Annotated in this window: 27 protein-coding genes, 1 pseudogene and 1 riboswitch; of the genes and pseudogenes, 19 read left to right on the forward strand and 9 right to left on the reverse strand. The window is 36.8% G+C overall.

The features are described from left to right. Window positions 1-77: 77 nt before the first annotated feature. Window positions 78-1010, forward strand: coding sequence for an AraC family transcriptional regulator (locus PT285_RS00640; RefSeq protein ID WP_277146983.1), 933 nt, complete (start codon window positions 78-80; stop codon window positions 1008-1010). 378 nt (window positions 1011-1388) lie between these two features. On the opposite strand, the gene PT285_RS11395 is transcribed toward PT285_RS00640, so the two are convergent. After that, window positions 1389-1454: a hypothetical protein gene (locus tag PT285_RS11395; RefSeq protein WP_374211484.1), complete on the reverse strand. Its 66-nt coding sequence runs from the start codon at window positions 1452-1454 to the stop codon at window positions 1389-1391. Between the two features lie 333 nt (window positions 1455-1787). Then, a riboswitch (TPP riboswitch) is annotated at window positions 1788-1880 on the forward strand. A gap of 101 nt (window positions 1881-1981) precedes the next feature. Here PT285_RS11395 and thiS point away from each other — a divergent pair. The 6 genes from thiS to thiE are packed head-to-tail and all read left to right on the forward strand — an operon-like array spanning window position 1982 to window position 6724. Further along, window positions 1982-2179, forward strand: a complete 198-nt coding sequence (thiS, locus tag PT285_RS00650) for a sulfur carrier protein ThiS (protein ID WP_277146986.1) — start codon at window positions 1982-1984, stop codon at window positions 2177-2179. Window positions 2180-2182: 3 nt separating this feature from the next. After that, window positions 2183-2839 (forward strand): sulfur carrier protein ThiS adenylyltransferase ThiF, encoded by a 657-nt coding sequence (gene thiF, locus PT285_RS00655; protein ID WP_277146988.1) that lies wholly within the window; start codon window positions 2183-2185, stop codon window positions 2837-2839. A 30-nt stretch (window positions 2840-2869) separates the two neighbouring features. Beyond that, the gene (locus PT285_RS00660; RefSeq protein ID WP_277146990.1) at window positions 2870-3646 is read left to right on the forward strand and encodes a thiazole synthase; all 777 of its coding nucleotides are present in this window, start codon (window positions 2870-2872) and stop codon (window positions 3644-3646) included. Between the two features lie 2 nt (window positions 3647-3648). Then, window positions 3649-4866 (forward strand): M20 family metallo-hydrolase, encoded by a 1218-nt coding sequence (locus PT285_RS00665; RefSeq protein ID WP_277146992.1) that lies wholly within the window; start codon window positions 3649-3651, stop codon window positions 4864-4866. 3 nt (window positions 4867-4869) lie between these two features. After that, entirely contained in the window at window positions 4870-6105 is a 1236-nt protein-coding gene (locus PT285_RS00670) for a dicarboxylate/amino acid:cation symporter (protein ID WP_277146994.1), read from the forward strand. Beyond that, window positions 6095-6724, forward strand: a complete 630-nt coding sequence (gene thiE, locus PT285_RS00675) for a thiamine phosphate synthase (RefSeq protein ID WP_277146996.1) — start codon at window positions 6095-6097, stop codon at window positions 6722-6724. Before PT285_RS00670 ends, thiE begins: the two co-directional genes overlap by 11 nt. A 56-nt stretch (window positions 6725-6780) precedes the next feature. Here the strand turns inward: thiE and htpX are convergent, their stop codons facing one another. The 3 genes from htpX to PT285_RS00690 form a co-directional block, all read right to left on the reverse strand. Further along, window positions 6781-7677, reverse strand: a complete 897-nt coding sequence (gene htpX / locus PT285_RS00680) for a zinc metalloprotease HtpX (protein ID WP_277146998.1) — start codon at window positions 7675-7677, stop codon at window positions 6781-6783. 10 nt (window positions 7678-7687) lie between these two features. Continuing rightward, a complete protein-coding gene (locus tag PT285_RS00685) occupies window positions 7688-8248 on the reverse strand; it encodes a LemA family protein (RefSeq protein WP_277147000.1) in 561 nt (186 codons plus the stop codon). A 90-nt stretch (window positions 8249-8338) separates the two neighbouring features. Beyond that, window positions 8339-9445 carry an SLC13 family permease gene (locus PT285_RS00690; RefSeq protein WP_277147002.1) on the reverse strand — a complete coding sequence of 369 codons (1107 nt, stop codon included), beginning with the start codon at window positions 9443-9445 and terminating at the stop codon, window positions 8339-8341. 190 nt (window positions 9446-9635) lie between these two features. Here PT285_RS00690 and PT285_RS00695 point away from each other — a divergent pair, with 190 nt between their 5' ends. After that, window positions 9636-10040, forward strand: coding sequence for an iron-sulfur cluster biosynthesis family protein (locus PT285_RS00695; protein ID WP_277147004.1), 405 nt, complete (start codon window positions 9636-9638; stop codon window positions 10038-10040). A 68-nt stretch (window positions 10041-10108) separates the two neighbouring features. Here the strand turns inward: PT285_RS00695 and PT285_RS00700 are convergent, their stop codons facing one another. Together PT285_RS00700 and PT285_RS00705 are read right to left on the reverse strand one after the other, a co-directional pair. Further along, complete coding sequence (locus PT285_RS00700) at window positions 10109-10381, reverse strand: hypothetical protein (protein WP_277147005.1); 273 nt, start codon at window positions 10379-10381, stop codon at window positions 10109-10111. A gap of 13 nt (window positions 10382-10394) precedes the next feature. After that, on the reverse strand, window positions 10395-10955 hold the full coding sequence (locus PT285_RS00705; protein WP_277147007.1) for a hypothetical protein: 561 nt from the start codon (window positions 10953-10955) through the stop codon (window positions 10395-10397). Between PT285_RS00705 and PT285_RS00710 the strand changes: the two genes are divergently transcribed. Both PT285_RS00710 and PT285_RS00715 read left to right on the forward strand, forming a co-directional pair. After that, window positions 10949-11281 carry a hypothetical protein gene (locus PT285_RS00710; protein WP_277147009.1) on the forward strand — a complete coding sequence of 111 codons (333 nt, stop codon included), beginning with the start codon at window positions 10949-10951 and terminating at the stop codon, window positions 11279-11281. The two genes, PT285_RS00705 and PT285_RS00710, sit on opposite strands and share 7 nt — an antisense overlap. Next, window positions 11263-11502: a hypothetical protein gene (locus PT285_RS00715; protein WP_277147011.1), complete on the forward strand. Its 240-nt coding sequence runs from the start codon at window positions 11263-11265 to the stop codon at window positions 11500-11502. The genes PT285_RS00710 and PT285_RS00715 overlap by 19 nt, the downstream gene beginning before the upstream one ends. Window positions 11503-11571: 69 nt before the next feature. Here PT285_RS00715 and PT285_RS00720 read toward each other — a convergent pair. Continuing rightward, window positions 11572-12911 (reverse strand): annotated as a pseudogene (locus PT285_RS00720) (transposase). A 244-nt stretch (window positions 12912-13155) separates the two neighbouring features. Here PT285_RS00720 and PT285_RS00725 point away from each other — a divergent pair. Further along, on the forward strand, window positions 13156-13443 hold the full coding sequence (locus tag PT285_RS00725; RefSeq protein WP_277147013.1) for a hypothetical protein: 288 nt from the start codon (window positions 13156-13158) through the stop codon (window positions 13441-13443). A 327-nt stretch (window positions 13444-13770) separates the two neighbouring features. On the opposite strand, the gene PT285_RS00730 is transcribed toward PT285_RS00725, so the two are convergent. Continuing rightward, window positions 13771-14607 (reverse strand): helix-turn-helix domain-containing protein, encoded by an 837-nt coding sequence (locus PT285_RS00730; RefSeq protein ID WP_277147015.1) that lies wholly within the window; start codon window positions 14605-14607, stop codon window positions 13771-13773. Window positions 14608-14843: 236 nt separating this feature from the next. On the opposite strand from PT285_RS00730, the gene PT285_RS11370 reads away from it, so the two are divergent. From PT285_RS11370 to PT285_RS00760, 6 genes are all read left to right on the forward strand, one after another. Next, window positions 14844-16574, forward strand: coding sequence for an ABC transporter ATP-binding protein (locus PT285_RS11370; protein WP_277150564.1), 1731 nt, complete (start codon window positions 14844-14846; stop codon window positions 16572-16574). Window positions 16575-16594: 20 nt separating this feature from the next. Then, window positions 16595-19228: a class III lanthionine synthetase LanKC gene (gene lanKC, locus PT285_RS00740; RefSeq protein WP_277147017.1), complete on the forward strand. Its 2634-nt coding sequence runs from the start codon at window positions 16595-16597 to the stop codon at window positions 19226-19228. A 427-nt stretch (window positions 19229-19655) separates the two neighbouring features. Beyond that, window positions 19656-20495: a DUF4097 family beta strand repeat-containing protein gene (locus PT285_RS00745; protein ID WP_277147019.1), complete on the forward strand. Its 840-nt coding sequence runs from the start codon at window positions 19656-19658 to the stop codon at window positions 20493-20495. Window positions 20496-20550: 55 nt separating this feature from the next. Next, window positions 20551-21738 carry an MFS transporter gene (locus tag PT285_RS00750; protein WP_277147021.1) on the forward strand — a complete coding sequence of 396 codons (1188 nt, stop codon included), beginning with the start codon at window positions 20551-20553 and terminating at the stop codon, window positions 21736-21738. 174 nt (window positions 21739-21912) lie between these two features. Next, a complete protein-coding gene (locus PT285_RS00755) occupies window positions 21913-22440 on the forward strand; it encodes a DUF4097 family beta strand repeat-containing protein (RefSeq protein ID WP_277147023.1) in 528 nt (175 codons plus the stop codon). Continuing rightward, window positions 22430-22651 (forward strand): hypothetical protein, encoded by a 222-nt coding sequence (locus PT285_RS00760; protein WP_277147025.1) that lies wholly within the window; start codon window positions 22430-22432, stop codon window positions 22649-22651. The genes PT285_RS00755 and PT285_RS00760 overlap by 11 nt, the downstream gene beginning before the upstream one ends. A gap of 158 nt (window positions 22652-22809) precedes the next feature. Here PT285_RS00760 and PT285_RS00765 read toward each other — a convergent pair whose 3' ends face one another. After that, window positions 22810-23697 (reverse strand): LysR family transcriptional regulator, encoded by an 888-nt coding sequence (locus PT285_RS00765; protein WP_277147027.1) that lies wholly within the window; start codon window positions 23695-23697, stop codon window positions 22810-22812. A 133-nt stretch (window positions 23698-23830) separates the two neighbouring features. On the opposite strand from PT285_RS00765, the gene PT285_RS00770 reads away from it, so the two are divergent. Continuing rightward, a complete protein-coding gene (locus PT285_RS00770; RefSeq protein ID WP_277147029.1) occupies window positions 23831-25084 on the forward strand; it encodes an FAD-dependent oxidoreductase in 1254 nt (417 codons plus the stop codon). Then, window positions 25081-26529: an SLC13 family permease gene (locus tag PT285_RS00775; protein WP_277147031.1), complete on the forward strand. Its 1449-nt coding sequence runs from the start codon at window positions 25081-25083 to the stop codon at window positions 26527-26529. Before PT285_RS00770 ends, PT285_RS00775 begins: the two co-directional genes overlap by 4 nt. The last annotated feature ends 302 nt before the right edge of the window (window positions 26530-26831 follow it).

Consider the following 26831-nt stretch of genomic DNA (forward strand, 5'->3'; position numbering starts at 1 on the left):
AAAGCGTACGCATCGCCTAATTTGTAATATAATAAGGAAAATAGAATTGACGAAAAATAGGGAGATGGCCCAAACCGATGACAAATCTGAACCAATATCTGACAAGCGTTTTAAAGGCAAGTAATGATGTCAATGAGCTGCGCCTGCTCGCTGGAACGCGAGCCTTTGACTGGTTCAGCGTCTACCTTGAAAATCATAACGCTGGGATTCATCGGTATCGTGCTAATACTGCCACCCTTTTCTATCAGGTGCAGGGGACTGCTAATATTAAGGTAAATGGCAAAATTCTCACTTTAGGGGCGGGCAATTTGCTGCTGTTTAATCCGCGCCAAGAATATGAGGTGGTTAAGCAACCGGCGGCAACAATTTTAGCCAAAATAAAGTTTAAGCCCAGTTTTAATTATCAGAGTTTTTTGGAAAATTTAGTTTATCAAAGTGCACGCGAAGATGAAATTATTGCCAAACTGCTGACCAAGTTAAATCAGGATGGCTTGTTGCTGTTTAAAAATACGCAGGTTTCACAGCCATCCCAATTAATGCAGAAACTGCTTAACGATTATTTGAATGACGAAGTGTTTGTTCGCAGCTTGATTGTTGCCGAAGTTACGACTGTGGTGATTCTTTCGTTGCAGGAACAGAGCCTGCTTAGTTCAATTGCTCTCAGCCATAATAAATTTGCCGGAACTGCCCTTGATCACTATCTTGATGTGCATTTTAGAGACGTGACGCTGACGCAGGCGGCTAATTATTTTGCGCTTAATCCTAACTATTTTTCCAATCTGGTTAAGCAGAAAACGGGAAAAAGTTTTGTCGAACACGTTGATGAACGCCGGATGCAGGAAGCACGCAATCTATTGGCTCAGCCCAATATTTCTTTGAAGGAAATTATCAGCCGGGTAGGATATTCAAGCAAATCGTTTTTTTATAAAAAATTCAATGAATACTACCACCAAACTCCGGCAGAGATGCGGCGAGAACTGTTTCGTCAGGCTAATATTAATTTGAAGTAAAATTTTTGCATTGCTAGTGTTACATTTACAAAAAATAATTTTTTACAGAGTAAAGTTCGAAAGTTATCTGTATGAGATAGCAGGTCAGCTTAATGTTAATATACTTAATAGCAAAATTACTAAGAATTCACTTTATAAAAATATTTGTTTTTTAACTGTTGGTGATGATAAGATCAATATTAGTTATTCTGATGTTAAGAAGGAAGTTTTGCTTGGTTTTCTTCACAATCATGTTATACTTGTAAATGAAAAGAGGTCCGGCAATATAAAAGCCGCAACCTCTTTAGCAGCCGCTTAAAAGGCGGTGGCAATTATATTAGACTGAAAAGGCCGTCCTATAACTCGCCAAAGTTATAAAGTGGGACGGTCTTTTCATGTCTACTTCTTGTTGTGCTTGTCGAACAAAACGACAAGGGCTATAAGCAACGTGCCAAAATCCAGCATTAAGCTGATGGCCTGGTAAACAGACAAGCAGGGGACTCTTTCTAAACAGATTTCGTGCCATAAGCATCTCTTCCTTTCTAGAAAACAGCCACCGCCCTCTAAACTTCTGCAAGTTAATTATAGCGAAAAAGTCTCACTATTTGCAATGACAGAAAGTAACTGTGTAAAGGAATTACTATCAATAACTTGATATATAGTTACTGTTTGCAAGCAGTTTTAACAAACTGTTTCTGTATTTTAGTCAAAAGAGTAAATACCGCTATCAAAGAAATCGCTTATTTTGTTGTTGACAGTTGATAAATAATTTGTTATACCTACTTTAGTTAAATATTTAAAGTTCGTCTGGGGTGTCATAATTGACTGAGATTATACCCATCGAACCTGATGTAGTTTGTACTACCGAAGGAAGAGCGACTGTTAATTGATTTTAATTTCGGGCTATCCTTTAACTAAGGATAGCCTATTTTAGTTAAAAGATAAAAACGTAATAGCCTCTTTCTTCAGTAAGCGAAGAAGGGGGTTATTTTTTGGTTACTGTTAATGGTAAGCAGGAAAAAAATTTGGCTGGCAAATCAGTTGCTGCTTTTTTATCTGACCGCAAAGCACCGATTGATAATTTGGTTGTTGAACTCAATGGCAAAATTGTTCACCGAGCTAGTTTTGACCAAGTTTTTTTGCGTGAAAATGATAAGGTTGAGGTAATTTCCTTTGTTGGTGGTGGTTAGGCGATGAAGAAAATAACAGAAATTACGCTGCAGGGAATCCCGCTTGAAGATGTGTATGCGGAGATGAAAGACAGAAACGTTGCAGGGTCAACGGCCAAGCTCGCGCAAGCTCATGTTGTGATTGCAGGTTGCGGCGGTTTGGGCACCAATATTGCACTTGCATTAACCCGTATTGGTGTCGGGCATTTGACATTGATTGATTTTGATACGGTTGAATTAAGCAACCTCAATCGTCAACAGTTTAAGTTTAGCCAGGTGGGGATGCCCAAAGTAGCGGCAATGAAGCAAAATTTGCAGGAAGTCAATCCGTTTGTGGATGTCATGGCAGTGCAGGAAAAAATTATGCAGGATAATGTACAGCGGCTGTTTGAAAATGCCGATATTATCTGTGAGGCCTTTGACGATCCCGCAGCTAAGGCGATGCTTTTAGAAACTGCCCAGACAATTTTTCCGCATAAACCCCTAGTAATGGGCTCGGGTATGGCTGGAATCCACAGCGCCAATGCGATTAAAACAAGCAAAATTGCTCCCAACGTTTATTTAGCTGGTGATCGGGTATCGTTAGGTAGTGAGGGGTTGATGGCTCCGCGCGTCATGATTTGTGCGGGACATGAAGCCAATGTGATTGTGCAGCTGCTTTTAGGTGTAGCTGAACTTTAATAATTTTAAAAAGAATTTGGAGAAAAAATTATGACAGATGAGAAAAAAGAAGATTTATTGACAATTGCCGGACATACTTTTTCGTCCCGTTTTATTTTAGGTTCGGGAAAGTATTCTTATGATTTAATCGACGCCGCCGTTAAACATGCTAAGGCACAGATTATCACAATGGCCCTGCGGCGGACCAGCACAGCTAAAGAAAATATTTTAAATTATATTCCTAAAGGTGTGACGATTCTGCCGAATACCTCGGGATCAACAAACGCCGAAGAAGCAATTCGGACTGCCAGGCTGGCCCGAGAATTAAGCGGCAGCGATTTTATCAAGCTGGAAGTCGTTCCCGATAAAAAATATTTGCTGCCGGACAACGCTGAAACGGTCAAGGCAACAAAAGTTTTGGCTGGAGAAGGCTTTATTGTTATGCCGTATATTTTACCAGACCTAAATACCGCTCACCAGTTAGTAGCTGCGGGAGCAGCAACTGTTATGCCGCTTGCTGCTCCGATTGGAACCAACAAAGGCTTGGCAACCAAAGAACTGATTCAAATTTTGATTGATGAAATTGACGTGCCGATTATCGTCGATGCCGGAATTGGTCGTCCGAGCCAGGCTGCTGAAGCAATGGAGATGGGGGCTGATGCAATCATGGCTAATACATCAATGGCCACCGCCAAAAATATTCCGCTGATGGCTGAGGCATTTCGTTTAGCAGTTGAAGGTGGCCGGAAAGCTTATCTTGCCGGCCCGGGGCGGGTAATCGAACATGGCGCCGTTGCTTCATCACCGTTAACCGGCGTCAGCAAGTAATAATGATCCAAGAACAAAATACCGTTGCCGATTTGTTTCAACAGATTACCAATTTTCCTAGTACCAAGTCAGGGCAAAATCGTTTAGTGTATTCGGCTGCTTGGCTTAAAGGACAGGAATTATTGATTAAGTTTGCCCTGCAGGCAAATTTGCAAGTTGCTGTTGATGACTATGGCAGTGTTTATTTAGACCTGGTTGGCACACAAGCTGACCAAGTTATTGCGACTGGTTCGCATATGGATACGGTGAAAAATGGCGGCCGCTTAGATGGTTTATACGGCGTCTTGGGCGGCTTGCAAGCCATTCTTGATTTGCAGCAAAAATATGGTCAGCCGGTTAAAACCCTGCGTCTGATTTCCTTTTGCGAAGAAGAAGGCAGCCGGTTCAATGCAACTTTTAGCGGCTCAAAACATTATACGGGTGTGAGTGAAACCACGGACTTGGTTGATGACTATGGCATAAGAATCGAAGAAGCGCGGGCGCAGGCAGTAACGAAACTGCAACAGCTTAGCGGCGTTATTAGAAAGCTGCCGCAGTTACCGGAAAGTTTTACTGAACTGCACATTGAACAGGGGATGCGTCTCGAAAAACAGGGCCTATCTTTAGGCCTAGTGTCTGGAATCACTGGTCAGCGGCGTTATCAACTGCTCGTAACGGGAATTACCAATCATGCGGGCACAACATTAATGAGTGAGCGTCATGATGCCTTGTTGAACGCAATACAGCTGATTAGCCGGCTACAGCAGCTGGCTCAGGCAGTTAATCCTAATCTTACCTTTACAATCGGCAGTTTTGCGGTTTGGCCCAATACCTCGAATGTTATTCCGGGAAAAGTTGAGTTTTCGCTTGATTGTCGTTATCCAGATGAGCAGGTTTTGAATATATTTGAAAAATTAATGCGTAATGCAGCCACTGAGATTGCTGATCCGGAAATTAAAGTGCGAATTGAAAACTGGGTGCACGACCAGCCAGTTATTCTTGATCAAAAGCTGCTTGCAGCCAATCAGCGGTTAGCACAGAAAATGGGCTACCAAACAATGACCATGGTCTCGGGTGCCGGCCACGATAGTGCCATCATGAGTCAGCGTGTACCAACGACGATGATTTTTGTACCCAGCATTAAAGGCATCAGTCATGCGCCAGCAGAGGCAACGAAAAAAGAGGACCTGGCCCGCGGCGTGCGCTTCCTGGCTGCTGCATTACACCGGGAGGCTTACTAGAACATGCATAAACTCAGCTTAACAGTGCAAATTACTATCGGCATGTTTATCGGTGCCATTGTTGGCATTTTTTTCAAGGATTGGGCACATGCTGGTAAAATTGTTGGCGATGTTTTTCTACGTTTACTGCAAATGGCGGTGGTTCTGCTGATTTTGGGTTCAGTCATCGAAGCCCTAGGCAGTCTGAAAATTCAGGAACTAGGTCGTTTAGGATTAAAAACAGGAATTTGGTTTAGTCTGACAACAATTATTGCGGCAATTGTCGGCCTAATTTGTGGTCTGATATTTAAGCCGGGTAAAATAATTCATCCAGCCAAGCTGCTCAATAACGTTCATGTGGGTACTGGTATCAATTGGCACCAAACGATTTTAAATTTTTTCCCTGATAATATTTTTGCAGCGCTGGCCAAAGGAGACGATATTCAGGTAATTGTCTTTGCGATTTTCTTTGGTATTGTGCTGAGTCAAGCAAATGAACAGGGGCAATTTAAGCAGATCCTACAGCTGATAAAGCAGCTCAATCAATTAGTGGTTAAGCTGGTTATGCTGGTAATCAAGGCGGCACCGCTGGGCATTGCCTGCTTGTTTGCGGGCACAATTGCCGCTAACGGCAAGCAAATTTTTCTACCTTTACTGTACTTTTTATTGTTGTACGCAGCAACCACAGTTGCCTTTTTGACTTTATTGTTTGTGTTTGTCAGCCTGTATGCACGGGTATCATTTTTGAGTCTACTCAAGGGCTTAAGCAGAATTATTCTTGTTGCGTTTACGACCACCTCTTCGGCTGTGACGCTGCCAATTGAAATGGTTGACGCGGAAGAAAAACTGGGGGTGGCTAAATCGGTTAGCCAGTTGGTTTTACCACTGGGAATGGCATTAAACAGCAATGGCTTGGCTCTCTACTTAGCCTTAGTTTGCGTTACCTTGATGCAGCTTTACGGGCTGACAGCGACACCAATTATGTTATTAAAAATAATTTTGCTGGCAGTTTTGTCTTGTTTGGGAACCGTGGTTGTTCCAGGCGGCGGGTTGGTTGCTTTAAGCATTGTTGTTCCTGCTTTGGGTTTTCCGACCAGTGCGATAGCCCTGTTTGCAGGGATTGACTGGTTTGTTGGGATGTTTCGCGCGGTTGCCAATGTTGTCGGCGATACAGTCACTGCGGTCGGGGTAGCTGCGTCCACAAATGGCTTAAATCGGCAAGTTTATCAAAATTACAAGGGGACTAAAAATGTTAGTTAAAAATAGGCCGTTATATTTAGTTACAGACCGCAAGAATCTAACGGAAAAGCAGTTTTTTGCAGTGATTGAAAAAGCGTGTCAATCTGGTGTTGACATGGTCCAGCTTAGAGAAAAGGAGATTAGTAGTCGTGAATATTACCGGCTGGCACAGCGAGTTAAACAAATAACGGATCGCTATCATTTGCCGTTGTTAATTGATGACCGAGTAGATATTGCTTTGGCAGTAGATGCTTCTGGTGTGCACCTGGGTCAAAGCGACTTACCTGTGAGTGCGGCGCGGCAGATTTTAGGCCCAGATAAGATTATTGGCGCGACAACTAAGACACTGGAGCAAGCGCGAATTGCTGAAACTGCGAGTGCCGATTATCTGGGAGTTGGTGCCATTTTTCCAACTCAAACTCATGTTAAAACTGTTCACACCAGCGTTGCAACGCTAACACAAATTAGGCAGGAAGTTGCAATTCCTGTTTATGCTATCGGTGGCCTCAAAACTCATAATGTTGCGACGATTAAACCGGCCCATGTCGCTGGAGTCGCAGTGGTTTCAGAAATTATGCAGGCAGAAGATCCGGTGAAAACGACGAAAGAATTACGCAAGGCAATTTTGGCTGTTTTGTAAATCCAATGTAAATAAAAGAGAAACATCATCAGGTGACAATGTTCCTCTTTTTTTGTTTACATTTTTTCTAAACGAACAATCCGGTCTGCCGTTGCCGGGTGGGTGTCAAATAAGTGCGTCAGGCCGCGTTTCTTATGAAATGGATCCTCAATATACATGCCGGCACTACTGGGATCGGCTTTTTTCATTGGCTGACTGCCGTCAATTTTTTCCAAAGCAGAAATTAACCCCTGAGGATTTCTGGTTAGGTCGACCGAAGAGGCATCAGCAAGGTATTCTCGGTTTCGGGACAACGCCATTTGAGCTAAACTGGCACAGATGGGGCCCAGAATCAAAACGAAAATGATTGCGATTAATTTGATGACCATGACGACGGCATTATTGCTGTCATGGTCATCATCGTGATCATCATCAAACCACCAAATATAGCGGCTGGCGATCCCTGAAAGATAGGAAATAACGCCGACTAAAACAGCCGCAACAGTTGAAAGCAAAATATCATAATTTTTGATGTGCGAAATTTCGTGGCCTAAAACGCCTTCTAGTTCCTCACGATTCATCATGTCTAATAATCCTTGAGTAACAGCAACCGCGCTGTGTTTAGGATCGCGTCCCGTTGCAAATGCGTTGGGACTTTTATCAGGGATGATGAAAACCCGCGGCATGGGAACGCGGGCGACCATGGCCATATCCTGCACGATGTGCCACAGTTCAGGATTGTCCTGCTCGTGAATTTCTTGCCCATGGTTGAGGCTCATGACCATGTTGGCAGGATTGCTGAGCACAATCAGCATGTAGATTAGACTGCCAATCAAGGCGATAATAATTCCGGACCATGGTTCATTATCAAAAATGTAGCCTAAGCCCGCTCCAACTAAAGTTAAAATGACGACAAAAAGCACCATCACAACGACAGTTTTCCGCTTATTGCGGGCAATTTGTTCAAATAACATAATTTAGACCTTAAAATTTAACTTTTGGAACTTCTTTTTCGGCTTCAGGTGTTTCTAAATAGTCGACCTTCTTGAAACCATGAATTTTAGCAACAAGATTGGAAGGGAAAGTGAGTAGTTTTTGGTCAAACAAGGCTGCCGATGAGTTATAGAGCTGCCGTGAATAGGCAATCTTGTTTTCCGTATTAGTCAATTCCTCCTGCAATTTCATGAAGGTCTGGTTGGCCTTTAAATCAGGATAATTTTCCGATAAGGCAAAGATTGACTTCAAGGCATCGGAAATTTGGTTGGAAACCTTAATTGTTTCTTGATGATCGCCAGCCGGAATTGTGGTTAATTGGTTGCGCAATTTAACCACTTCTTCCAAAGTACTTTTTTCATGTTTGGCATAGCCCTTAGTGGTTTCTACCAAATTAGGAATCAGATCGTTGCGCCGCTTTAGCTGCACGTCAATTTGGCTCCAGGATTCGTCGGTGTAAACCTTGGCTTTTTGCAAGCCGTTATAGAGTGAAATGTAAATCACTACAAGTAAAATGACAATAATTAAAATTATCCATAGTAATGGTGACATTGGTTAACCTCCTAATGCGTTTGTTTAATTATAACTGATTCTGCTAGTCAACGGCAATAAAAAAAAGATACTGTGCGTATCCCTAAAGATTTATAATTTAAAAATTAAAAGTGCCCAACCCACAAGGGTGAGAATGATTAAGCCGATAAACTGCATAACTGTCCATTTCTTGAAAAACTTAGCCTTGCTGACGCTGGCATTCTCGGTAAAAGTCTTAAGCACCAGCATGTTGGCCATTGAACCAATCGGTGAGCCGAAACCACCAATATTGGAGCCAAGATAAAGTGCCTGGGCGTAGACCGTAAACTTACCAACCAAAATGGTTGACGGAACATTACTCATTACCTGGCTAGAAAGAATTGATGTAAAGTAGGTCGAAGTTTCGGAGTTGACCATCGTGTGGATGACAGCAACAACTGCTGGAATTTGCTGAATGTCACTGATAAAAATGAAGAAGCAGGTGAAAGTCAGTAACAATGCATAGTCAATTTTTAATAAAATCCGCGGATTAATCAGAATTGCCAAGGCCAATGAAGCTAGCAGCGGCCAGATAATATTAACAACTCTAAAGACACCGAGAAAGAAGAAAATAAAAACAGCGGTTGTGATTACAGTCAGTCGAACATTTATTTGAATATTCTCAGTTTTTTGTACAGGAATTTCTTTGCGCGGAATAAAGTAGAACACGACCAGCAAAATTAGTAAGGAAATCAGCAAAAACGGAATTGCCCAAGAGAAAAATTTGAAAAAGTCGACGTCGTACTTGCTTACTAAGAAAATGTTGTGCGGATTGCCCCAAGGCGTGAAAGCCGCGCCCACATTGGCTCCCATGCCAATTAAGGTCACTGGCAGGATTTGCGGTAGATCGTATTTTTTAGCAATATTTAGGTATAAGGGTATCAGGGTTAAAACCGTAATGTCGTTGCCCAAAAACATTCCCGAAATAATTGCCAATAATGTAAATACAATATTTAGTTTGCGGGTATTGCTAGCGACACTTGTCAGCTTGTATGCCAGCACATCCAGAATATGCAGGTAGGCATAAATTTGAATAATTGTGAGCATTGAAGCAACCGATCCCAAGGTGTGAAAGTTGATGTCTTCGAATCGCGGCCTCGCAAAAAAAAGGCTGATTATTGTCACAAAGATAGTAATCTGCAAAATTTTGTCTTTAAAAATCTTTTTTAAGACGGTCATAAAATGTTCCCCCCCACATATTACAATCATCTAAAGTGTTTTATTCTATTCTGTGCTTTTTTTCCGTTATACGCAATGATAAATTTATCAGTTAGTTAAAAGTTAGGCTAGTAGGCGTAAATTTTGCATTACTTTCAGGCAGTATACTATACTTTAGTAAGTTAGATGAGCAACAAAGAGGAGATTTCCAATGGTTGATACAGAAAAAGTTGTAATGAATATTAAGCCAGAAGCAGCAGAAAAGATTAAGAGCCGTGTTCATGATGGTCAGGTCGTTCTATTAGCGTTAAATGATGGCTCAAATAAATATTCGAAAATGGGCGGAACATGTACAATCGGTGCAAATTTCCAGTTTGTTGTTTTGGGGCAAAAAGATCCCAAATATAATATCAAAATTGCCAATAATGCAGGACTTGCTCTTTACACGGCTGAACCGGAGATGGGCTTTTTGAGCAGCAATTTGGTTGTTAATTCGAGAAATGCAACCCTGAGTTTGTCTGATGACAGCGGCGTGATCGATGGTGGTGTCACAATCAGCGACTATGAACCATCAAGCGTAACTGCGAAGGATATGCAGGAAGGCAAAACCTGCTAAGTTTTAAAGCTTAATATGGTAATAAAAAAGGCTGATGAAAAAATTTTTCGTCAGCCTTTTTGTCATTGTTAAATATATTTACTCAGATCAAGGCCGTAATCGGTAACGGTAATTTCATAGGCAACTTTATGCTGATCATCATAATCTTCAGTCTTGCCAAGTGTGAAATATGCGCCAATAGTACCAAATAAATTAACGATAATATCATAAACACCTTTTTTAGAAAACGTAACAATGTACAAACATCCAAATTTTGGCTGCTTTTCGCACTTGTATTCGTACATGTCTTTGATACCTTCCTTCATAAATTGTATTAGGTCATCTTGTTTTTTCTCATTCATAGTTATTGTTTCCTCATGCAAATAAATAATCAAACATTTTCAGTTCAAGTGCGAAATTTTTTGCCAATTCTGTAGCACCCATTTCTTCTAGGACTTTTAAATAATGCAGGGCTTTATTTTTGTCCTTGTTACAGATTGCAATTTTGAATTTGGTAATTTGCAGTTTATCATATTGAAGGATTTCATTGCAAAGAATTAAGGAATTGTTCAATGCGGTAAGGGTAAGTGCTTTAGGAAAGCTTTGCGTACGCATGAGCAGTTCAATAAGAAGCTGGTTTTTAGTGATTTTAAGAAAAGAATAGTTGGTTTCAATCGTATGGATTGCCTGGTTTGATATTTGGTTCATTGTTTCATTATCAAAGATAAAGAAAATCATATTGAGCGTGTATAGATCCAAGATTGTCCAAGTATCAATTTTAGAATAATAATCGTGCCAAAGCAGCCTGATTTTTTTTACTTCAGGTAAGTTTACTTGTTCCTTTCCGATTTTGAATGCTGTTAAAATTTTTTCAATTCTTGTCATGTCAAGATTGTAATCAAGCTGAACTACTTGATAAGTTAAACGACATGACAATTTCCTATGAGGATGATAATTTAGATGATATCCTCAATAATACTAGTAAAATTGGTCTTATGACAAGGTTTGCCTCAGCAATTGTAGCAATAGGTTTCATTCCAGGAATTGGCGAAGTTATATTAACAATCGCTGGTGTTTTTTTAGTAGGTAACGTTGTTGTAGAAGTTGGTTCTTGGCTTTACAGCACTATAAAAGATAAATTTAATAATGCCAAGCCATATGCAAGCAATAAGAGTAAAAGCCATTGGGACAAACATACCGGGCATCGTTCCAGAGGCTATGAAAAGAAGAAGGGGAAATCAGGATGGAAAAGTCGACATTAACTACAGCAAATAAATATCTAAATACAGAAAATTTATTACAAGTTTATTCAAAATATCGTAATGATGATACTTTCTTATTAGGATACTTTATGGAAACTATGGGTTCATATTTAATATTTCAAAGTATTGACGAATATGGTGCACTAGATGGATATACCCTCCTAGCTAAATCAGATATTGCAGATATTATTACCGATACAAATTATACAACTGAAACTTGAAAGCAATAAAACTAGTCAGATTCCTTGTGGGCTCTGACTTTTTTAATGCCCACTTGTGTTTTATTTGGTTCACGCCAAATATTTTTGAATGAAGCTAGGTAATAGCTTAATAAATTTGCTTATTATTTGGTCTACCTCTTCTGTAATTTGCTCCTTGACTTCTTTCAATGCCGATAACAGGTAGACCAATGCTTTTTCGAAAGCTAAATCTGGCAACGCGTCATTCATTAAGTAAAACAAATCTCCAATTGTTCGCTCATCAACTGCTTGTCTTTCCTGCCAAGCTAGCAGCTCATAAGTTAAGGCAGTGATGGCAAAATAGCCACTTTGTCCGTCATAGTTTTGGATCTGTGATTTATCTAAAGCCAGATACTGCTTGGTTGCTTTAAAGAAAGTCTCTATCTGCCATCTACGGCCATAAAGCTGAATAATCTCTTTTGGCTGCAACTGGTATCTTGTAGTAGCCAAAACCAAGTATTTTCTCTTGTTACCGCGCTTAGTAACGTATACTAATCTGAGCGGAAAGCTATGTCCTTGATATTCAGCTTCTACCACGCAGCTATAAAGGTAATCGTCTTTCAACTTTATCTTTGATGCCGTCAATCTTTCGTACAGACTTTTTACATCATAGAGCCGGCCACGATATCGATAGTATACTTTTTTGCTTAATTTAAGCATAGATACGCTGTTTAATCCTAGTTGTTTTAACCGCCAGAACATTTTGGGTGATGCAAACCAACTGTCAAACAGCACATAGTCCGCTGGAATGCCTTCGTTTAAAGCTTGTTTGATTAATTCAACTGTAACATCATTCATCTGTCTTTGAGCTTGATTTCTTCTTCTGCCTGCAATGGAACGTTTATCAGTAGTAATGGCTTTACTGCCAATCATGTTTTGTTTGTTCTTAGTTGACATTAAAGCAAAATTTACTGGCAAAAAGTATTGCCATCACTCCAGCCAACAGTTAGGCCACGGTAACCATTAACATATTCATGCTCATTATGATCATAAACTCTAGCAAGCAATTCCGTTTTCTTAGAATAGGAACGTGACATCAAAGTATCATCAACGATCAAGGCTAATCTTCTACGCTTATCAATTGCGGGTTTGAGCGCAGTAATCAAATTGACAGCAGCTAAGCAAAGCAGTTTTTGCCAGTTGATGCGACCATCATTGAGAACATTTCTGCCAGTTTTAGAAGTAAATTCTGCAGGTTGATCGAAACGATACAGAGACTTTCTGGCAAAGCGTGATTGGATCATCCAATTAATCACCATGAGCAGGCTAACTAAGGAATGACGTTTAAAGTTAACTTTCTTGCTCAGATCAGCTAGACCAATTAGTTTAGCAAAAGCAGAAATTAAAGAACAAGTATCCTTTTCTTGATTGATTTGCGATATACTTTTCATAGCGTGAGATCTCCTTTAACTTTGATTTTGACACTTAAAGTATAACGCAGGGAGGTCTTGCGTTTTTATTTTTGTACTAAAAAAGCTAGAAATCACGCTCTTTTTGCGTAATTTCTAGCTTTCAAGTTTCAGTTATACAAATATTTACAAGAACTATGTTAAGCAACAAAAAGCAAGAAATAGTTATGATCTTTTTAATTTAAAAAAGCAATACGATTTTATACCTAAAAAAGATATTTCAAGTATGCTTAAATTTTGTTGTCAACATAAAAACGTAGTTATGCTTAGCTGTACTGCCTATGAATCTTCTAGAGGAGGTCAAGTAATAAGCGCTAATGATGACTATGTAATTTTAGATCAAATTAAATACTATACAGATTGGGACATGGATGAGATATCAATTAAGCAAAATGATAAAATTGAAATAAAACAGATACTTGCATTAGATATTATTAGTAAAGATAATTTTTTATACGAGCAATATTTAAAATTTTTAGATAATAAAAATCAAATTATGCCAATGTCAACTTAACATAATCCAAAGTTTAACAAGAATTGCTGCTAGACAAGCATTTGGCCGCTAGTAAAATCAGTTGCTTGTGAAAGATTGACCGTATAGCATTAAAAAGCCCGATTTCTCGGGTTTTTGTTTTTGGGTGCGTTTGGCATGGGGAATAACTAGTGGAACAGCAAATCCGTTGTACTAAATCGTAATGGAACTACTAGCTAATGGTGAAGATATCATCGCGAGGTAGACTTTTCAGTTTGCTCAAGGCAAACTGCTTTCCTATCCTTGATGCCTTTCTTCATAAAATGAATTAGGTCATCTTGTTTTTTCTCATTCATAGTTATTGTTTCCTCATGCAAATAAATAATCAAACATTTTCAGTTCAAGCGCAAAATTTTCTACTAATTCTGTAGCACCCATTTCTTCTAGGACTTTTAAATAATGCAGGGCTTCCTTTTTATCCTTGTTACAGATTGCAATTCTGAATTTGGTAATTGCCAGCTTGTCATATCGGAGAGTTTCATTGCACAGGGGCAGAGCTTTGTTCAGTGCTGCAAGCGCCTCAGTAAAGTCCTTTGCACGTATGAATATAATCGCTTTGTTCAATAAAAAGCTGGTTTCTAATGATTTTAGGAAGGGATAATCAGTTTCAATCATTTTGATTGCTTTGTTTGATATTTGGTTCATTGTTTCATTATCAAAGATAAAGAAAATCATGTTAAGCGTGTATAGATCCAAGATTGTCCAAGTGTCAATTTTAGAATAATAGTCGTGCCAAAGTGGCATGATTATTTTTTTAGCTTTAGTTAGACCTATTTGTTCTTTTCCGGTTTTAAATGCTAGTAAAATTTTTTCAATTCTTGCAATGTCAGGATCGCGATCAAGCAATGAACATTTTTCAAGAAGTTTATTAATAATAGTGGTTTGTGTGCTATAAGCAACATTAATAAAGCAATAAATAATCTCTTGCTTAGGGGTAAAAGAATAATTATTTCTAATGTATTCAAATTCTGTAGGTGAGACACCAAGTCGAGTAATCAGTTGAATACAGTCTTCATAAGATGGTTTTTGACTATTATGTTCAATTTTAGAAATAGCGGTTCTGGTAAATAAGTGATCTGCTAAATCAGTCTGTTTAAGTTTACGAGAAAGTCTAATGTCTTTAATATTTTCTCCAATGTGTTTCATATACATAACCTTTGATGTTCTAAGTTAGAAACTCTTTAAAAAATCAGTAATCATTCTTGTATAATTCGTAAATAAGAAGCTAATATGAATATTTTAGCAAATATCAACTTACTTGGATATATACGTAAGAGGTGATAGGCCAATTCTTGTAGGTAGAAGAAGTTAATTATACAAATTTTAATATATGGTAAGTAAACCAGAAAGGGGTAGAAGTAATTTTTAAAAATAATTCAAAAATACTAAAACTTGTTAAATTAAACAAGTTTTTCTGGCTAGGCTTACTTTGTGTGATGGCTGGTAGTGCTTTAGGTATAGTTGTTCCTCTGTATATAAAAGATTTAATTGATTTAAAAAATATATTTAAATCGGCATTGTCTTTATCTTTTATAGCTAAGTTGGCTGTTGTGCTAGTTGTGCAAACTATTCTCAGTTCAGGAGGAGATTTTTTAATTAGTCGTGAAGGAGAACGGCAAATAGTTAATATTAGACAGTTATTAGAGTCACATCTTCTTGAACTGCCAGTTAGCTTTTTTGATGAGCAAGATAGCGGCAAGCTTGCAAGTCGGATTATTAATGATTCGATTTTGGTGAAGGACTTTATTACGGAAACCATTCCTAGTTTTATTACCAGTTTGATTACAGTTGTCGGGACTTTTGCAGTTTTATTTACCTTAGATTGGAAGTTAACGCTGGTAATCTTTACGATTTTCCCATTGGATGCGGCGTTTACTATTCCATTGGGAAACTTTGAGGAGAAACTAACAATTGATACGCAAAAGAGTCTGAGTGATTTATCGGGTATTACTACTGAAAGTTTACGTAATATTCGAGCAGTTAAGTTAAATGGCGCAGAAACAGGCATTTTGGCCAAGTTCGTTGCTAAGCTAAAAAGATTATATAAACTGTCAATTAAAAATGATGCAGTGTTTGCAGTTTTGTCACCAATTCAAGATATGGTTTCCTTTGTGTTAATCGTTTCGGTTCTGTTTTATGGTGGCTATCGTGTACAAACTAGCACTTTGACTGTTGGTGCTTTGACATCATTTTTGATTTACTTTTTTCAAATCGTTAATCCAATTAACGTTCTTGCCTCGTTTTACACGGATTGTAAACAAATGAAGGGTGCAGTTTCAAAAATCAGTGACATTCTTGGTAAAAGTACTGAAAAATATCATTGTCGTAGCCTTAATGTAAAAGTAAATGAACCATATAATTTAACTATTAGCAATCTTTCCTTTGCTTATGGTCAAAAAAAGGTTTTAGAAAGGATCAACATGCAGTTTCCGACTGAAAAGAAAATTGCAATTGTTGGTCCTACAGGTGCAGGTAAATCGACATTAATTAATTTGATTACTAGGCTGTATAATCCGACATCGGGAGCGATTAAGCTTAATGAAATTAATAGTAATGAATTTGCTTTGGAAGATTGGCGCAGTCTGTTTGGCGTAGTTTCACAGGAAAATTATATTATTTCGGGAACTATTTACGATAATTTAGTTTTTGGGCTGCAACAGCAGCCATCGGCTAGTAGCCTTAATGAAGCTATTGCCATCGCGAATCTAGCAGAATTTATTGCTGGTTTAAAACACGGTATAGCCGAAGTTGTTGGTGAACAGGGCATTAAGCTCTCAGGTGGGCAGCGGCAAAAAATCCAAATTGCCCAAGCTTACTTGAGGAATCCACGTTTTTTAATCCTTGATGAGGCTACTTCCAATCTAGATGCAAATTCTGAAGCAGAAGTTTCGCAGGCTCTAAAGCACGTTATGCAGGGCAGGACAATCATAACGATTGCCCATCGCTTAGCCACAATTACCGATTCCGATCGAATTTATTTTTTGGATAATAAGACGATCGTTGGTTCAGGAAATCACGAAGAATTACTGAAAAAGGTGCCTAAATATCGGCGTTTTGTTAAAGAACAAATTTTACCGTCGAATAGTCATCGGATAAATGGAGTTGATAGTTGAACAGGAAAGGAGCATGAGTGTTGGAGAGCAAATATATAGAATTTAATAAAAATGATAGTGGTTTATTTGATCAAGATCCAAACCAAATAGATAAAAAAGCTGACAGATTTGTAATTCCCGATTTTTCGTTCAAACATTGGTTTTATTCGGTTAGTAATGATTGGATATATGTGATGAATAAAGATGAGAAAGATTCACCAGATCAAGGATGGAAAATTCACTTAACCGCAGTTCCTGAAGAAGCACAGGAATTATTATACGTGGTAGCTGATTATTTGCTGACACGGGGAGTTTCATTTAAATTTGTGCCAACGGTTGTTAAACTAATTGAAAAAAATTCTAAAACTGCCGATAGAAGTTCTTCAGGCAAATTTATAACAATTTACCCACATGATGAAACCACATTTGTACAATTACTGGATAAGTTAGATAAGTTAACGCATTTCTTTACTTCTGGGCCATATATATTGAATGATAAGCAATGGAAAGAAGGCAACGTTTTCTTTCGCTATGGTGGCTTTAAAGAAATGATATTAAAACAGAATGGTGAGAAAATTGATGCGATCAAGGATCCCAATGGTAAGCTAATTCCAGATAAAAGGGTGCCATATTATTATTTACCTGAGTTTGTCACAGAACCGGCAATTATTCAGGCTGAGGAACAGGATCAAGCATTGAATGATACGGAACTAAGTGAATTTGACAAGTATCAAATAACTTATCCCATTACCTTTAGCAATGCTGGCGGTATTTATAAAGCAAGGATTGCCGATAAACAATGTGTTTTGAAAGAGGGGCGGCCCAAGGCCGGCCTAGATGGTAATAATAATGATGGCTTTTACCGGATCTTGTTGGAATATCGCACTTTAGTTAGATTAAAGGACAATACTTATGTGGTAAATGTTAGTAATTACTTTACAGCTTGGAAGCACAACTATCTGGTAGAAGATTTTGCTACAGGAGTAACTTTAGATGAATTTATTGCAACGAATTTTCCGTTTAATAATATAACTTGTAAGCCCGAAACAAGCAATAAGTATTTAGATAATGCAATTTTGATTATTGAAGAATTAATCAAGGCGATTAAATCAATTCATGCACAAGGGATTGCGATGGGTGATTTACAACCGGGAAATGTGATTTTTTCGGAAGCAGATCGAAAAATAACCCTAATTGACTTTGAAGAAGCTGCCAATCCCAAGTCTAAGTTTGCTTCAGGCTTGATAACTGATGGCTTTGCTAGTCGTGAAGCACAAACTTTTGGAGAGGCAGATTGGTTTGCTATTGGTAAGATTGCTTATCATTTATTTATTCCTATATCAGCAGCTAATAGCAGCCTTTCTCCCGATATAAAATCGATTTACGATGAAAGAATAAGTCTAGTATTTGGTGAAAAGGCAATTAAATTTCTAAAAAAAGTCATGTTGGAGATATCTAGGCATACGAACGTTGATGGTGCTCCTTTATTTATGGAGAAATTTTTAAAGCTTCCTGGTAAAAGACTAACCAAGAAAAATAAGCAGTACTTTATTACGGAATTGAGAAACGGAATTGCTAACCATTTGGATTTCACTAGTTCAGGTCTGATTAAGGGTAACGTTAAACAGTATCAAGATACTACGTCAAGATATTCTGTTGAGTATGGTGCATTTGGTGGCATAATGACACTAATGCGGTCTGGTGGGATTAATGATGAAATAGTCAGTAGCATAGAAAATTGGTTTTTACCGAATTATTCAATTATTTCATCAAATGATTTCGTTAAATCCTCGTCTTACGGACTGTTTGATGGCCTAGCGGGTATTAGTTCTGTCTTGTATGATCTGGGACAGGCGGATAAAGCGACTAAACTTTTGCAAAAAATTAATTTAGCAGATGTTGGAAATGTTTCTTTATTAAATGGTGTTTCGGGAATAGGGCTGGCATTTCTAGGAGGTTATCTCATAACAGGTAATACTGAACTTTTGCAGAGCTGTTATCAAGCTGCTGACATAGTAAAGGCTAATTTTGAAAAAAGAACAGATGTTAAGCCTGAATTAAAAGATACTGGTTTATTAAATGGGTTGGCAGGAGAAGCATTATTTCTGTATAAATTGGGAGAAAAGACACAAGCACAAAAGTTTAAAAAATTAGCTATTAATATCATTGATTACATAATTAAACATCAGCTCAAGTACGATCAGGATGGTAATTTGTTTGTGAATGATACTAGTAGAAAGGTTCATAGATTAATTCCTTATTTAAACGATGGTTCAGCAGGAATAGCGATTGTTATGCTGATTATTTATCAGGATCAGGAATCTTTTCTTACTAATAATAGAGAAAAAGTTTTACGTGATTTAATCAGTGCTACTTTTTCGGCTTCAACAGTAGAAGCTGGAATATTTGATGGTTATGCTGGATTTTTGATATTAGGCAATCTTATTAACTTAAGCTTTAAGGATGATCGGTTATTGAACTACACATTGGACGGTATGAATATGTATTTATTTTCTAATGGCTTAGATGAAATTTATTTGTCTGGTGAACGGGGATTAAAATGTTCGATGGATGTAGCTACTGGTGCTAGCGGCTTAATTTTGGCTTTACTAGGAATAGACACGGACAAGTGGTATTCATTTTTACCGATTCCGCTATCAGCAAAAATATTTTAAAGGTGGTGAAAAAGATGAGAAATCGAATTTTGGCTTTGCAAAAGCGTAAAGCAAGACATAATGGGTCGGCCAAGCGCCACAAAAGTAGCATAAGTCATCATTGCTATTATGTGAAAAGCAATAAGAGTATTGTTTGTAGATAAAATACTTCAAAAGTTTTTAAAGAAGTTGATGAATGTGGAAAATTAAATTTTGAGTTTACAAATAAAAGCTTAGGAAAATTAATTAACAATTATTGTTAGAAAGTTTAAGAGGTGAGAGAATTTCTTTGAAAAATTTTATAATTGTGTTGTAGATAAAGGTCTATTGTTACTTTTATCTACTTTTTCATCTATGTAATATATAGATGAATTAAGAGTATAATGTATATAAAATAATTATTATAATTCAATTGAGAATAATTATTTTTATTAGGAGTATATTTGATATGAAAAAATCTTTTAAATTTTGGTTCACAATTATTATGACCAGCTTAACTTTGGTGCTAGTGGAGTATTTACCTAATCATAACAGTATAAATGAGGTTCATGCCCGGGCAGAAAAAGCTAGTCTGCAGAATCCGGTCAGAACTGTTCCCCTAGCTAAGTTTAATAAAATTGACATCAATGTGGCTGCGACTGATGTTCACATCCATACCGGTGATAGGTACCAAGTTAAGATAACAGATAATAAATATGCAACTATTTCAGCCGAAAATAATCAAGGAACATTAAAAATTCGCGATCACGGGCAAGGCCGTCCTTTTGGAAAAAGGGGCTGGGCAAATCGCCATTGTGCATTAGCAATTGATATTACAGTTCCTGATAAAGATTCTCTAATTGCAATTACTAGTAAGAATAATGCCGGTAATTTTAAAGTAGAAAATTTGCAGCTTCGAAAATTAGCTATTGATACTGATGCAGGGGATTGTAAATTGCTAAATATGCAAATAAAGCGGCAAGGCAGGGTAAGTACCAATGATGGAGATATTAAAATTTCCAGTTCACAACTAAATAATCTTAATTTCAAAAGTAAGGATGGCAATATTACTATTAATCATAGCAAGCTAGCGGGGAGCAATTTAGTTAAGATTAATCTTGGTAATTTCACCATGCATCAAGCGTCTAGAAAAATCAATTATCGGTTAGCAACTCGTGGAAAACTAAAATTATTTGATCACAAAAAAGATGGCGATTGTCTTAAGAAAGTACATCTTACTGAAGCGGCTCCGTGTAATAAGAATACACTTAAAGTTACAGCTTCTTATGGTAATGTTGGTATCAATTAAATATAGCAAATAGTTTAACTGAAAAATCAAAGTTAATATTACGGGGAGCATACTAATGCAAAAGTATAAACGGATTTTTTATTTTATTAGCTCTCTATATGACATAAGTCTTGCCGTATGGAGCGGCACGATTTATCTCTTCATGCATCAAATTGGCTATACTTATGGCCAAATCAATCTTTTTTTAAGCATATTTTGGTTGATTACTTTCTTCACTGAAATCCCTTCTGGCTATATTGCTGATCGGCTAGGTTATCTTAAAACGATTCAAATCAGTGGATTTATCCGAGCCGCTGGTTTATTGGTCTTGGCATTTAATGCGTGTCACCTATGGGTTTTAGTAATTAGTGGGATTTTGACGGCTTTAGGTGACTCGTTGCAGTCGGGCACATTACCGTCATGGATTGCCAACAAAGCAGTCGTTAATAAAGAAAAAAACAAATTGGGAGCAATTTACTCTTTTTATAATTTGCTATCAACACCCATTAATATGGTATTTGGCTTCATTGGCGCTCAGTTACTTGGAAATATTGATTTGAAGCTGCCATTAATAGTCGGTGCAGGTTTATTAGTTATTACAGGGGTGATAGTGTGGCCTTTGTTGAAATATGATAGTCAGAATTTAATGCAAAAGCACCCTAAAGTACAATTTCATTTGGTAAGCGATGTAAAGACAGTTATTAAGCATGAATTGACGACTTTTAAGTTGATTTTACTATTACTACCGATTACTTTTATTTCGGCTGGACCGTTAGACCAATGGCAGTTATATTTCCAGCAGGGTAAGCAGATTAAGAGCGGTATTATTTTGCTCGCAATGGGTTTAGTTGGAATGCTGGGTTCACTGGTTTATCGTAAGCTTAGTCAAAAACCACAGCATGAATTGAGATTGATTAGTATTTGTGTTTTATTGATGACAGGTACAATTTGTCTGACTGTTGTTACCAGAAAGGCTTATTATTTGTCATTGGCGTTATTCTTGCTTCATGACTTCTTTGGTAAGATTGAACAGATCGCGCAAGATACTTTTTTGCAAGTGACAATTGAAACGGAAACTAGGCGAGCTACGCTTATTTCTGTTAGTAACGCATTAGAAGCAGCAGTTTCAGTAGTAATTTTGGCAATTAACGGGTATTTGTCGGATCATTACGGAATTGGTACTGCTTGGATAAGTCTAGCTGTAGTTGGAATACTACTGTTTGGTTTGGCATATTTGTTTAAACGAAAAAGTAGCAGTGACTAACAAGTAAAATATCTAGCGATTATAGAGCATTTGAAGATCCTAAGCTATGAAAAAAAGTAAATCGCTAGTCAACCAAGAAAACAGGAGTTCACAATAAAAAAATCTTTTAAAATCGGCATCACGGCCGTAATCATTGGCATAATTTTTCTTATTGTTGGTGGTATTAATCATGGATTGCCTGATCATTATGACAGCAAAGCTAGTAGCTATACAAAATCCACTTCAAAATCACGCACTGTTGATACAGTTAGGTTTAATCAGGTTAGGTTAAACAATATTAAGGCAGCCGATGTCTGTATTCACACTGGCAGTAAATACCAAGTAAAAATCACGGATAACAAAGATGCAACTATCACGGCAAAAGTTAAGCATGATGAGTTAGAAATTGGTGAACATGGAATTGGTCAGGCTTTTGGAAAAAATGGTTGGGCCAATAGAGGTCATAAGTTTGCCATTGAAGTTACCATTCCAACCAAGGATTCATTATCTGAAATTACTGGTGAGAAAAATACAGGCAGATTTAAACTGGCTAATCTGTCTTTACAAAAACTTGATGTTAAAACTAATGCGGGCAGCTGCAAATTAACCAATGTTCAAATAAAGCAGCAGGGTAAGATAAATGCCAATGTTAGCAAATTATCTATTTCCCGTTCAGAGTTGAATAATTTTACTTATAAAAGTCGCGTGGGCAGTGGCAGTTAACAATAGTCGATTATTTGGCAGCAACCGCTTTTCCTCTAACATAGGTAATTTTACAATGCGTCAAGCACCAACAATCAATTATGATCTTTCTACTGTTATGGGTAGTATTAAATATTTGGGCAGTCAAAAGGGAAGAAAATTTGCTAAGCATGTTGGCAGTAAAAATTCACTCAAAGTTACTACTAGAATGAGTAAAATTTCGATTAACTAGTTTTCATTATTATTGAGATTATCAAGAAAACTTTAGATTTAGTTCATGATCAACCTACATGGTGCTCACAGATAGTAAAATAATCTAAAATTTTATGATGCTATTTATACCTTGTGCTTATATATTCTTTTATACCTTACTTGATAAGTTGAATCAAATTATCTTGTTTTTTCTTCATTTTTAATGAAATTGATAAAAGTTTTAATAACATTAGTCTGTGGAAAATTAGCAACTGAAGCCAAGTAAATATTACGATAAATTTTAGGAAATAGGGGAATTGCTACAACATTTTCTGGACGTATTTTTTTGAATACTTCTTCTGATAAAAATGAAATTGCCATATTGCTTTGTGCAATTTGAATAACTACATCTGCTTCAGAGCTTTCGCCTATTATTATTGGCTTAACATTATTTTTAACTAGTAGAGTATATAATGGCAAATATACGTTTGAATTATGAGAGATCATTAAAATTTTTTGTCCATCAAGATCTTTAGGGAAAATTTTTTCTGATGTTGCTAATGGATGATTATTATTCATTACGCAAACAATCCTGCTTGTGTCAACAGAAAGTAAATTTAAGTTTCGTTGATATTTAGGAGGCTCGACTATGAATGCTAAATCAATTTTATGGTTTTGAAGTTTTGTCATTAACGATACAGAGCCATCGATTAAAACTTTAATTTCTATATTAGGATAAGTTTTTTGGAATAATTTAATATAATCTAAAACTTTCGTATAACCAAAAGGCCATAAAAGACCTACTTTTATTGATTTAGATTTTGGTAAACGAAACTTGTTTAATGATATTTTCAGCTCGTCTATATTATTTAAAATTTTTTTAGCATAATATACGAAAGATTTCCCTGCTTCAGTTATAGTTACTTCGCTCTTGGTACGAATAAATAATTTTACATTAAGTTCGTCTTCGAGCTTTTTTATTTGCTGAGAAAGGGTAGGCTGAGCAATAAAAAGCTCGTTTGCAGCTTTAGTAAAGTTTCTGGTTTCTGACAATTTGATTACATAATATATTTGATTAATACTCATGGGGCAAATAATCCTATCTGAAATAGCCTACGCCTATAAGCAGACAACTTAATATCTATTGTACATATGTAAGCGGTTTTTGTAAAATCAAAAATGAAGACAATATAATCTTGTAAATTTTAGGAGAATATTAATGAGGAAATACAGATACGATATTGTTGTAGTTGGTGGTGGATCCGCGGGGGTCGCTGCTGCACTCGGTGCGGCGCAAGCAGGGGCTAAGACTGCAATAATTGAACGAAATGGCTTCTTTGGAGGCCAGGCAACTAATTCTTTTGTTACTTCATATTGTGGATTTTATACAAGAGGTTCAAAGCCTATTCAAGTAGTTAAAGGGATTGGTCAGAAGGTTTTAGATGGTCTGCAAGCTTATGGGCAAGATACAAAACCTACGATTTCGCCTTCTACAGGTAATGCGTCAATTAGATTTGATCCGGAAATATTGAAGCTAGTATTAGATGAATTAATGGCAAATAGTGAAGTTGACCTATTTTTACATACATCCTTAATAGATGTTACATTAGAAGAAAAAAGGATAACTGAGCTTACTTGTTGTGATGATGAAGGACATTTCAATATTGTGGCTAAGTCTGTTGTAGATGCATCTGGTAATGCGAATTTAATTAATTTAGCACATATTGAAACATTATGGGGTAATGAAAATGGTAAAGTACAGCAAAGTTCTCTATCATTTAGACTTGAGAATTTACCTAAAAGGTTAATATCCACGGATGACATTTCACAGGCAATTATCGCTGGAAAAAAGCAAGGAATTAAGAATTTAGAAACAGAAAAAGGAATGATTATAAAAAAGCCTAATGAAACATTTGGTTACTGTACTATTCCTAGCTTGATAATTAAGAATTTAACTGCTCAAGAAATGACTTTTGCGGAAATTAAACTTAGACAACAATGTCAAGCATATACGACAACTTTTCAACGGAATTTAGCCGGTTGTGAAAATATTAAAATTATGGCCATTGCTCCTGCATTTGGAATTCGTGAAGCGAGAAGAATTAAAGGTGAAAAGACATTATATGGTACTAAAATTATTGAAGCGCCTAAGACCTCAGACAGTATCGCTCGTGGAGGATGGAGTCCTGAAATTCATAAAAATTCTACTCAATTAGAATTTACTCATATTGCTGACTATGAATATTTTTCAATTCCTTTAGGTACATTAAAACTAAAAGATTATGACAATATTTGGGCTGCTGGAAGAATGATTTCGTGTGATTCTTTAGCATTAGGGTCTGTGCGAGTAATGGGCACTGGTTTTGCAACTGGACATGCAGCAGGTGTAGCTGCCGCTTTAACTTCAGGACAGAAACATTACGATATTAAAAAAATACAAAATGAATTAGTAAGGCAAGGAGCATTAATATGACAAAAGATCAAAAAAAGTATATATATTTGTGCATAGCCGCTTTAATTATTTTGGTGTCTTGGTTTATTCCGACGCCTACGGGATTAAATCGAGCTGGTATGCAAGTTATTGGTATTTTTATTGGTGTTCTACTTTTGTGGGTTACTACAGGAATAGACTGGCCAAGTTTATTGTGTGTTGCTGCCTTGGGATTTATACCTGAAATTGGCTTTGATAATGTTTTAAAAAATTCATTTGGGAATAGTACTTTTGCCTTTTTACTTTTTACATTTATGTGTACGTATGCTTTAAGTCAAACTAACTTTATTAAAAGAATTGCTATTACATTTGTAACTAGCAAGATTTCGCAAAAAGGGCCGTGGCATTTAATTATTGCGTTTTTGTTAGCAGATTTGATTATTGGTTTAATTATGTCGCCAACAGTTTTATTTTTCATTATGTTACCCATTTTGGAAGAAATATATATAGTATTAGGATTAAAGAAAGGCGAATCTTTTGCCAAAGTATTAATGATTGGTCTTGCTATATGTACTAGCTTGTCATCAGGTATGACACCTATTGCACATGTTTTTCCTGTTTTAGCTATGGGAGTCTTTCAATCTATAACTCACCAAGAAATTAGTTATGCACAATATATGGGATTCGCAATTCCAACGGGATTAATTATCTTTATTTTGACTATGCTGATTTTTAAATTTATTTTAAATCCTGATCTTACTCAATTTAAAGCAATGAACAAACAAGATTTTTCTAATCTTGGAATTAAAAAAGCTGATAAAAGAGAAAAAACAACTGTTATAATTTTCATTGCAGTTGTACTTTTATGGGTTCTTCCAGGACTGATTAGTAATTTGTTGCCTAATATAGCACTTGCAATTAGTAAGTATGGCACAGTAATGCCTCCTTTAATCGGTGTAATTATTATGGCTATAGTCAAAATTGATCATAAACCATTAATTAATATTAATGAAGCAATGGTTAAAGGAGTAAGTTGGCCGGCTCTAATTATGGCTTCAGCAACTTTATCTTTGGGTGCAGCTATGACTGATAAAAATGTAGGACTGACAAAATTCCTGACCTCAGCTATTGCACCGATTACTAAGGGATTATCACCAGTTTTATTAATCTTGCTGTTTATTTCATGGGCAGCGCTTGAATCTAGTTTATCTTCACATATGGTTACTGAACAATTGGTAGCTTCAATTGCTGTTCCAGTAGCTTTAGCTTCTGGAAGTCTTAGTGCAGCTGCCATTACAGCTACAATTGGCTTAATTGCAGCAACAGGTTCAGCTGCGCCATCATCAATGCCTTATGTTGCAATAGCTGGTGCTTCAGGATGGACAGATGCTAAAGAAATGATGAAGTATGGTTTTATTTTTATGATTATGGCAATTGTTGTTATTTCTGTCATTGGCTACCCGTTAGCTGCATTTTTGATGAGATAAGATTAAGCCGTTATTAAAATGATCTAAATTTCATAATTTAGAAATAGATTATTAAATTATTAACTTAGGACTAGTTTCCGATATTCTGTCGGTACTAGTTTTTTTATTTAATTTTAGCAATCTTACGCAGATTAAATATGAAAAAAGGCCTAATAATGTTATGATCAATGTATGTATTTTTAAAAAATTAATATTGCTTTGAACTGGTGTAGTTAACGGGATGCTAAATCGTACCTGCTAAAGTTGCAGACAGTTTTTCAATAATGCAGGTAAGGGTTAAATAACATGATTTTAATTTCTGG

It is taken from the genome of Lactobacillus sp. ESL0791, assembly GCF_029433255.1.
Lineage (GTDB): Bacteria > Bacillota > Bacilli > Lactobacillales > Lactobacillaceae > Lactobacillus.

Coding starts and splice junctions, on each gene's coding strand:
- PT285_RS00640 (WP_277146983.1), top strand. CDS start 78: ATGACAAATCTGAACCAATATCTGACAAGCGTTTTAAAGGCAAGTAAT.
- thiF (WP_277146988.1), top strand. CDS start 2,183: ATGAAGAAAATAACAGAAATTACGCTGCAGGGAATCCCGCTTGAAGAT.
- PT285_RS00660 (WP_277146990.1), top strand. CDS start 2,870: ATGACAGATGAGAAAAAAGAAGATTTATTGACAATTGCCGGACATACT.
- PT285_RS00665 (WP_277146992.1), top strand. CDS start 3,649: ATGATCCAAGAACAAAATACCGTTGCCGATTTGTTTCAACAGATTACC.
- PT285_RS00670 (WP_277146994.1), top strand. CDS start 4,870: ATGCATAAACTCAGCTTAACAGTGCAAATTACTATCGGCATGTTTATC.
- thiE (WP_277146996.1), top strand. CDS start 6,095: ATGTTAGTTAAAAATAGGCCGTTATATTTAGTTACAGACCGCAAGAAT.
- htpX (WP_277146998.1), bottom strand. CDS start 7,677: ATGTTATTTGAACAAATTGCCCGCAATAAGCGGAAAACTGTCGTTGTG.
- PT285_RS00685 (WP_277147000.1), bottom strand. CDS start 8,248: ATGTCACCATTACTATGGATAATTTTAATTATTGTCATTTTACTTGTA.
- PT285_RS00690 (WP_277147002.1), bottom strand. CDS start 9,445: ATGACCGTCTTAAAAAAGATTTTTAAAGACAAAATTTTGCAGATTACT.
- PT285_RS00695 (WP_277147004.1), top strand. CDS start 9,636: ATGGTTGATACAGAAAAAGTTGTAATGAATATTAAGCCAGAAGCAGCA.
- PT285_RS00700 (WP_277147005.1), bottom strand. CDS start 10,381: ATGAATGAGAAAAAACAAGATGACCTAATACAATTTATGAAGGAAGGT.
- PT285_RS00710 (WP_277147009.1), top strand. CDS start 10,949: ATGACAATTTCCTATGAGGATGATAATTTAGATGATATCCTCAATAAT.
- PT285_RS00715 (WP_277147011.1), top strand. CDS start 11,263: ATGGAAAAGTCGACATTAACTACAGCAAATAAATATCTAAATACAGAA.
- PT285_RS00725 (WP_277147013.1), top strand. CDS start 13,156: ATGCTTAAATTTTGTTGTCAACATAAAAACGTAGTTATGCTTAGCTGT.
- PT285_RS00730 (WP_277147015.1), bottom strand. CDS start 14,607: ATGAAACACATTGGAGAAAATATTAAAGACATTAGACTTTCTCGTAAA.
- PT285_RS00745 (WP_277147019.1), top strand. CDS start 19,656: ATGAAAAAATCTTTTAAATTTTGGTTCACAATTATTATGACCAGCTTA.
- PT285_RS00750 (WP_277147021.1), top strand. CDS start 20,551: ATGCAAAAGTATAAACGGATTTTTTATTTTATTAGCTCTCTATATGAC.
- PT285_RS00765 (WP_277147027.1), bottom strand. CDS start 23,697: ATGAGTATTAATCAAATATATTATGTAATCAAATTGTCAGAAACCAGA.
- PT285_RS00770 (WP_277147029.1), top strand. CDS start 23,831: ATGAGGAAATACAGATACGATATTGTTGTAGTTGGTGGTGGATCCGCG.
- PT285_RS00775 (WP_277147031.1), top strand. CDS start 25,081: ATGACAAAAGATCAAAAAAAGTATATATATTTGTGCATAGCCGCTTTA.